General features: G+C 71.3%; 9 protein-coding genes. 5 read left to right on the top strand and 4 right to left on the bottom strand.

Going from position 1 to position 7833, the window contains the following annotated elements; translation table 11 throughout:
* A partial coding sequence (locus ABYE80_RS13805) for an ATP-binding cassette domain-containing protein (protein WP_372790864.1) occupies nucleotides 1-462 on the top strand: 462 nt, incomplete at its 5' end.
* A 19-nt stretch (nucleotides 463-481) separates the two neighbouring features.
* Here ABYE80_RS13805 and nhaA read toward each other — a convergent pair.
* On the bottom strand, nucleotides 482-1732 hold the full coding sequence (gene nhaA, locus ABYE80_RS13810) for a Na+/H+ antiporter NhaA (RefSeq protein WP_372790865.1): 1251 nt from the start codon (nucleotides 1730-1732) through the stop codon (nucleotides 482-484).
* A gap of 43 nt (nucleotides 1733-1775) precedes the next feature.
* Nucleotides 1776-2483, bottom strand: coding sequence for an HAD family hydrolase (locus ABYE80_RS13815; RefSeq protein WP_372790866.1), 708 nt, complete (start codon nucleotides 2481-2483; stop codon nucleotides 1776-1778).
* 94 nt (nucleotides 2484-2577) lie between these two features.
* Between ABYE80_RS13815 and ABYE80_RS13820 the strand changes: the two genes are divergently transcribed.
* From ABYE80_RS13820 to ABYE80_RS13835, 4 genes are all read left to right on the top strand, one after another.
* On the top strand, nucleotides 2578-3828 hold the full coding sequence (locus ABYE80_RS13820) for an SLC13 family permease (protein ID WP_372790867.1): 1251 nt from the start codon (nucleotides 2578-2580) through the stop codon (nucleotides 3826-3828).
* Nucleotides 3829-3846: 18 nt separating this feature from the next.
* Nucleotides 3847-4323 carry an HPP family protein gene (locus tag ABYE80_RS13825; protein ID WP_372790868.1) on the top strand — a complete coding sequence of 159 codons (477 nt, stop codon included), beginning with the start codon at nucleotides 3847-3849 and terminating at the stop codon, nucleotides 4321-4323.
* 77 nt (nucleotides 4324-4400) lie between these two features.
* Nucleotides 4401-5099: a hypothetical protein gene (locus ABYE80_RS13830; protein ID WP_372790869.1), complete on the top strand. Its 699-nt coding sequence runs from the start codon at nucleotides 4401-4403 to the stop codon at nucleotides 5097-5099.
* Complete coding sequence (locus tag ABYE80_RS13835; RefSeq protein ID WP_372790870.1) at nucleotides 5096-5578, top strand: hypothetical protein; 483 nt, start codon at nucleotides 5096-5098, stop codon at nucleotides 5576-5578. The genes ABYE80_RS13830 and ABYE80_RS13835 overlap by 4 nt, the downstream gene beginning before the upstream one ends.
* On the opposite strand, the gene ABYE80_RS13840 is transcribed toward ABYE80_RS13835, so the two are convergent.
* Nucleotides 5536-6591 (bottom strand): M20/M25/M40 family metallo-hydrolase, encoded by a 1056-nt coding sequence (locus ABYE80_RS13840; protein ID WP_372790871.1) that lies wholly within the window; start codon nucleotides 6589-6591, stop codon nucleotides 5536-5538. The two genes, ABYE80_RS13835 and ABYE80_RS13840, sit on opposite strands and share 43 nt — an antisense overlap.
* A 48-nt stretch (nucleotides 6592-6639) precedes the next feature.
* A partial coding sequence (locus tag ABYE80_RS13845; RefSeq protein ID WP_372790872.1) for an aconitate hydratase occupies nucleotides 6640-7833 on the bottom strand: 1194 nt, incomplete at its 5' end.

The raw sequence follows: 7833 nt of genomic DNA on the forward strand, positions 1-7833 counted from the left end.
GTCTGGGAGGAGATCTCCGACGGCTACGACTACATCAAGGTCGGCAGCCGTGAGATGCCCTCACGCCAGTACGTGGCGGGCTTCAACTTCCGCAAGAGCGACCAGCAGCAGAAGGTGGGCACGCTCTCCGGCGGCCAGCGCAACCGCGTGCACCTCGCGAAGCTGCTGCGGTCCGGCGGCAACCTGCTGCTGCTCGACGAGCCGACCAACGACCTCGATCACGAGACCCTGCAGGCGCTGGAGAACGCGCTCGTCGGCTTCCCCGGCTGCGCGGTGATCATCTCGCACGATCGCTTCTTCCTGGACCGCATCTGCACGCACGTGCTCGCGTTCGAGGGCGACTCGCAGGTCGTGTGGTTCGAGGGCAACTTCGACGCCTACGAGGAGAACCGCCGCGAGCGCCTCGGGGACGCCGCCGACCGCCCCCACCGGATCGGCTACAAGAAGCTCACCCGCAACTGAGCGGGCAGGTGACCGGGGACTACGCCGGAGCGGGCTGAGCGTCCGGCTCCGGCGGCGCGTCCGGCACCGGCGTCCGCCGTCGCAGGATGGCGATGCCGACGAGGCCGCTGAGGATCGAGCCGGCCAGGATCCCGATCTTGGCGGTGTCGACCAGCGCCGCGTCGTCGTAGGCGAGATCCGCGATGAACAGCGACACGGTGAAGCCGATCCCGCCGAGCGCCGCGACGCCCCACACCTGCGCCTTGGTCACCTGATCGGGCAGGGTGCCCCACCCGAGGCGCAGGCCGAGGAAGGTCGCGCCCGCGATGCCGATGAGCTTGCCGAGGACCAGGCCGGCCACGATCGCCCAGGCCAGGCGACTCGATGCCGCGTCGCCGATCGCGCCGCCGCCCAGGTCGACGCCGGCGTTCGCCAGCGCGAACAGGGGGACGATCGCGAACGCGCTGATCGGGTGCAGCCGGTGCTCCAGGTCCTCGAGGACCCGGCGTCCCGCGATCTTGCCGGTCGGCGTCAGCAGGCCGAGCGCCACGCCGGCGATCGTCGCGTGCACCCCGGACTCGTGGGTCGCCACCCAGGCCACGAGCGCGATCGGGATGTAGTGCCACGGGCGGGTGGCCCCCAGCCGCTGGAGCACCAGCACGGAGAGGAGCGCGGCGACGGCGATCGCGAGCCAGCCGAGGGCCAGCCCCTTGGAGTAGAACACCGCGATGATCACGATCGCGACGATGTCGTCGACGATCGCGATCGTCAGGAGGAAGAGCTTCAGGCCCGGGGAGATGCGATCGCCGAGCAGCGCCAGCACGCCGATCGCGAAGGCGATGTCGGTGGCCGCGGGGATCGCCCAGCCGTCGATGCTGTCGGTCCCGAGGGTGATCGCGGTGAAGATCAGGGCGGGAACGGCGACACCGCCGGCCGCGGCCATGATCGGCAGCGCCGCCGAGCGCCGGTCCTGCAGCTCACCGCAGACCAGCTCGCGCTTGATCTCCAGGCCGACGATGAAGAAGAACATCGCCATCAGGCCGTCGTTGACCCAGTGCCGCAGATCCTCCGAGATGACTGCGGCGCCGATGCCGAGCGTGAGCTTCGTGTCCCACAGCGAGAGGTACTCGTCCGAGAACGTGCTGTTGGCCCAGACGAGCGCGACCACCGTCGCGATCGCCAGCGCGATACCACCGGCGGCCTCGTCGTGGAGGAACTCCGTCAGTGGATCGACGACCGCAGTGCGAACGCGCTCCGCGGCGGCGGCGACGGTGGACTGGTCGTCGGTCACGAGCCCACAGGGTAGCGGGGCGCCCCCATCGGCCCGGGTTCCGTCACGTCGGCTGCGGCGGCGCCGCGGCCCGCAGCGAGCGGATCGCGGCGGGCAGCTCGTCGGCCGCGTGGACCACGACGTCGGCGCCGGCGAGGGAGGGGGCCTCGAAGGGGCCCGTGGCGATCGCGATCACGGCCACGCCGTCGGCTCGGGCACACGCGATGTCCAGCGGCGTGTCGCCGATGACGACGGTGCGCTCGCGCGGGTAGGCCCTGCCGCACGCCCGCCGGCCGGCGCGCGCGCGGGCGATCGCCGGCAGCGCGTTGCGGTCGGCGTGGTCGCTGCCGTACGCGCCCTGTCCGTCGTGGAAGTGATGGCCGATCCCGGCGGCCGCCAGCTTGCGCCGCGCGATCGGTGCGAAGTTCCCGGTCAGGGTGGTCATCACGTCGACCTCGGCCGAGAGCGCCGCGAGCATCTCCGGGACGCCGGGCGCGACGAACGACGTCAGGTCGTCGGGACACAGGCGGTCGTAGTGACGGCACGCCGCCTCGATCAGCGCGGACGATCCCTCGTCCACGACGGCTCCGGGGACGCCCGCCGCCAGCGCGAGGTCACGGGCGATCGCCGCGTCGGTGCGGCCGGCCGTCTCGACGTGGACGTCCGCGACCGAGACCTCGAAGACCTCGAGCACCGCGGCGCGGACCGCGTCGGCGTGCTCGCGGGACGCCCGGAGCAGCAGCGTCCCGTCGATGTCGAAGAGCAACAGCACCTCACCGGACGGTACCGGTCGATAGGGTCCTTCCCGGTGAGCCGGGAAGACTGGTCGGCACGTCGACCTTCCCTGCCCGCTTCCGGAGCCGCCCGTGACGCTCGCCATCATCCTCTTCCTCGTCGTCCTCGCCCTCGTGGCGACCGAGTGGGTGCACCGCACGAAGGTGGCCCTGGCGGGCGCGGTCGTCATGCTCCTGACGCAGACGATCGATCAGGAGCAGGCGATCGAAGCCGTCGACTGGGCGACGATCGGGCTGCTGGTGGGGATGATGATCGTCGTCCGCCTCACCGAGACGACCGGGCTCTACACCTATCTCGCGATCCGGGCGGGCCAGGCGTCGAAGGGCCGTCCGCTGGCGATCGTGCTGCTGCTCGGCGGGGCGACGGCCGTCCTGTCGGCGTTCCTGGACAACCTGACCACCATCCTGCTGATGGTGCCGATCACGTTCCTGCTGGCCGACGCGCTCGACATCGACCCGATCCCGCTGATCCTCATCGAGATCTTCATGTCGAACATCGGCGGCACGGCCACCCTGATCGGTGACCCGCCGAACATCCTCATCGCCGGGGCGACGGGACTCAGCTTCGCCGAGTTCATCACCAACCTCGCGCCGATCGTGATCGTGACGTTCATCGTCGTGACCGCGCTGTTGTACAGGGTGTACCGCAAGCGATTGCAGGTCGACCCCGCGGCGCGCGAACGCGTCCTGGAACTCGATGCCGACAAGGCCATCGAGAACCCGGAGGAGCTCAAGCGGCTGCTGCCGGTCCTGCTCGGGACCATCGTCTTCTTCTTCGTCCACAAGCCGTTGCACGTCGAACCGGCGACGGTGGCCCTCGCAGGCGCCGCGCTGATGCTGCTGCTCACGCGCCAGAACCTCGAGGAGACCCTCGCGAAGGTCGAGTGGACGACGCTGTTCTTCTTCGTCGGCCTGTTCATCATGGTCGGTGCGCTGGAGGAGACCGGCGCGATCGGCGAGGTGGCCGACGGCGTGGCGAACATCACCAACGGCGACCGCACCGCCGAACTGCTCGGGATCACCTGGATCAGCGCGATCGCCTCCGGCCTCGTCGACAACATCCCGTTCACCACGGCGATGATCCCCGTGGTCGAGCAGCTCAACGAGTCCGACGACAACGCGTACTGGTGGGCGCTGTCGCTGGGCGCCTGCTTCGGGGGCAACGCGACGCTGATCGCCGCCGCCGCGAACGTGGCCGCCGCCGGCCTGGTGGAGCGGTCCGGCCGCCGGATCCGGTTCTTCGAGTTCCTCAAGCTGGGGGTACCGGTCACGTTCGTCTCCCTGCTGCTCGCCACCGGATACATCAGCCTCAGGTACCTGTAGAAGCGAGGACCACGCACGATGCCGAGATCCATCATCGAGACGACGATGCGCCAGGCGCCCACCGTCACCCGAGACCAACCCGTCGTCGACGCCCTGCGCGTGCTCGTCGACACCGGCCTGCCCGCGGTCCCGGTCGTCGACCAGGACGGCCGGCTGCGCGGGATCTTCGGTGAGCGCGAGTTCATCGGGGCCCTGTTCCCGGGGTACCTGAGTGAGATCGGGTACGCGGGCTTCGTGACCCACTCGCTCGACGACACGATCGACCGCCGCGCCGGCTGCCTGGTCGACCCGGTCGGGAAGCACCTCACCACCGAGCACGTGGACGTCTCGACCGACGCGGCCGACGCCGCGGTGGCCGAGGTGTTCCTGCACCATCGGGTGCTCCTCGTGCCGATCACCGACCATGGCCGCGTGGTCGGCGTCGTCACCCGGGCGGACTTCTTCCGTGCCGTGGCCGAGCGGACGCTGGCTCGCGGCGACGGCGAGCAGGAGTAGGTCCGCCCCCGCCGGCCCCGTCGCCGGCCCGGGTACCGCTCGCGCGCGCGACCAGGAGCACTTATCGTTGCTCCGTAATGGGGACCGACGCCTTTGGCCGTGAGGTCGACGAGAGCCGGACCGCTTCATCCGCGGCCACGCGCGTCCCCGGCATCCCCGGCGGCGGGCCGCGGAGGACCGGGGTCCCGGGCTCACTGATCGCGCTGCTGCTGGCCACGATCAGCCTGGGAGGCACGGCGGCCGCGCTCGTGGTCGAGGAGCGCGGCAAGCTCGACGACCCGCTCGAGCAGGCGCGGCGCGGCGAGATCACGAACCTGGACTCCCGCTCGTTCCTCCGCGCGCGCAACCTGGACCACGCCTACACGGCGGCGACGCGCGGCCTGGCGGCGGACGAGGTGGTCACCCAGTTGACCGTCGCTCCGACGGGCCTCGAGCTCTTCACCCGCGACGACGCCGCCCGCCAGCGCGTGCGTCGCGTCGACGCCGCCTACGCCGTGTCGTCCCGACAGGCCGGTCGCAGCGAGAGCGCCGGCCTGCCGCCCGACCGCCTCCTGATCACCGGTGCCGAGACGGCCGTCCGGGCCGTGCTGAGCCGGCTCCGCGACCCCGACGCGAGCGTCGTGAGCGTGCAGGTGAGCTTCTCCGAGCTCGAACGGCGCATCACCCAGGCCGAGTGGCTCCTCGAGGTCGCCGGCGTCCGGCCGCGGGACGCCCGGTGGTACGCGAGCGTCGACGGCACGAAGGTCCGGCGTTCCAGCGACCCGGCGGGCCCATGAGCCTGCGGATCGCTCGGCTCGCCGTGGCGCTGCTGCTCATCGGCGGGTCGGTCGTGATGGCTGCCGACGCGCTGTACGAGCTGGTGCGCACCGGGAACTGCGGGACGCTCGGCGGAGCGACCGTCTCGGCTCCGTGTCCCGAGGGCACCGGCGGACACATCGTGTCGCTCGTGCTCGCGGTCACCCTGATCCCCTTCGTCGGGATGGCGATCGCGCCGTTCCGGTCGAAGCTCGGCCTCGCGGGCCTGTGGTGGTGCTTCCTGTGGATCGCGATGGGAGCGGCGGCGCTCGTCGCCGGTCACGGTCCCGCGGCCCCGCCCGACGTCGGAGACGGCGCGACGATCATCGGGATCACCTTCCTGGTGATCGGCGACCTGTCGCTGTTCGGTGGCCTTGCCGCCGGCATCGCGGCGCGCCGCGGCGCCGCGGTGCTGCGTCAGCGCGCGAACGACGCGTCGGCGGGGAGCGAGAGCGCGTAGGCGGCGATGAGCTCAGCGGCGTGCTGCACGTCGCCGAGCTGCACCATCTCCACCGGGGAGTGCATGTACCGCAGCGGCAGGCCGACGAGGCCGCACGGGATCCCCGCCCGGCTGAAGTGCACGGCGTCGGCGTCGGTGCCGGTCCGGCCTGCCGACGAGCTGATCGTGAAGGGGATCTGCTTCTCCTCGGCGGTGGCGTGGAGCCCCTCGAAGATCGCCGGGTTGAGGACCGAGCCGCGTTCGATGACGGGCCCGGACCCGAACTCGTGCTTGCCGTGCTCCTTGAGGTCGATGCCGGGCTGATCGGTGGCGAAGGTGACGTCGACGACGATGGCCGCGTCGGGCTGCAGCGCGTAGGCCGTGGTGCGGGCGCCCCCGAAGGTGATCTCCTCCTGGACGGCGGCGACCGCCACGACGTCGCCCGCCGCCCCGCCGGCCTCGGCGACCAGTCGGGCCGCCTCGTAGGCGACGAAGCAACCCAGGCGGTTGTCCATCGAGCGGGAGACCGCGCGGTCGTTGGGCAGTTCGACGGGCTCGCCCGAGATGACGGCGACGTCGCCGATGCGGACCCGGCCACGGGCCTCGTCCCCGTCCTTGGCGCCGATGTCGATGTGCAGATCCTCGAGCTTGGTCGGCTTGTCGCGGGCGTCGCCCTTGAGCAGGTGGATCGGCTTCTTGCCGATGACCCCGGCGACGACGCCGTCCTTCGTCAGCACGTCGACCCGCTGGCCCACGAGGTTCGGCGGGTCCCACCCGCCGACGCCGATGCAGAACAGGAAGCCGTCGTCGTCGATGTGCGTGACGATGAGCCCGATCTCGTCGATGTGGCCGACGATGGCGAGCGTCCGGCCGCCCGCCGTGCCGGCCACACGACCCCGGACGGTCCCCATCACGTCGGTGGAGACCTCGGCGAACTCGCCGACCGCGTCGCGGAAGACGGCGGCCGGCGCCGTCTCGTAGCCGGACGGGCCCGCAGCGGTGAGCAGTCGATGCAGGACGGGGGGGATGGGCATCGGGCCACCCTATCGAGGCGCCCGAGCCGCTCTCCCCCCGACCGTCGCCTACGCCGCCGCGATCTGGCGCAGCACGTACTGCAGGATGCCGCCGTGACGGAAGTAGTCCGCCTCCTTCGGCGTGTCGATCCGCACCCGGGCGTCGAACTCGGTGCCCGTGTCCGTCGTGACCTTCACGGTCCTCGGCAGGTCACCGGCGTTCAGCGCGTCGGCGAAGCCCGTGATGGAGAACGTCTCCTCGCCGGTCAGCCCCAGGGCGTCGGCCGACTGACCGTCCGGGAACTGCAGCGGCAGGACGCCCATGCCGACGAGGTTCGAGCGGTGGATGCGCTCGAAGCTCTCGGCGATCACGGCGCGGACACCGAGCAGGTTCGTGCCCTTCGCCGCCCAGTCGCGCGACGAGCCGGACCCGTACTCCTTGCCGCCCAGGACGACCAGCGGGATGTCGTGGTCGGCGTACTTCAGCGCCGCGTCGGCGATCGCCAGGACCTCGGACGGGTCCCCGCCCGGGCCGAGGTAGCGGGTGACGCCGCCCTCGGTGCCCTCCGCGAGCTGGTTGCGCAGGCGGATGTTCGCGAACGTGCCGCGGATCATCACCTCGTGGTTGCCGCGACGCGAGCCGAAGGAGTTGAAGTCACGCGGCGCGACGCCGTGCTCCTCCAGGTACCGGCCCGCGGGCCCGTCCTTCTTGATCGCGCCGGCCGGCGAGATGTGGTCGGTCGTGACGCTGTCGCCGAGCTTCGCGAGCACCCGCGCGCCCTCGATGTCGCTGACGGGGTCGGGCGTCTGGGGCATCCCGTCGAAGTACGGCGCCTGCCGCACGTAGGTCGAGTCCGGGTTCCAGGCGAAGCGGTCGCCGGACGGCACGTCCAGCGCGTTCCACTCGGGCCCGCCGTCGAAGACCTGGCCGTAGCTCTTGCGGAACATGTCCGACTGCACGGCTTCCTCGACCGTGGCGGCGACGTCCGCCGTGGTGGGCCAGATGTCCTTGAGGAAGACGTCACTGCCGTCCGAGGCCTGGCCGATCGGGTCGTTGAGCAGGTCGACGTCCATCGAACCCGCGATGGCGTAGGCCACGACCAGCGGCGGCGACGCGAGGTAGTTCATCTTCACGTCGGGGTTGATGCGGCCCTCGAAGTTCCGGTTGCCGGACAGCACCGACACCGCGACGAGATCCTCCTCGTTGATCGCCGCGCTGATCTCCGGGGGCAGCGGTCCCGAGTTGCCGATGCACGTCGTGCA

The sequence above is a fragment of the Paraconexibacter sp. genome (assembly GCF_041602235.1).
GTDB lineage: Bacteria > Actinomycetota > Thermoleophilia > Solirubrobacterales > Solirubrobacteraceae > Paraconexibacter.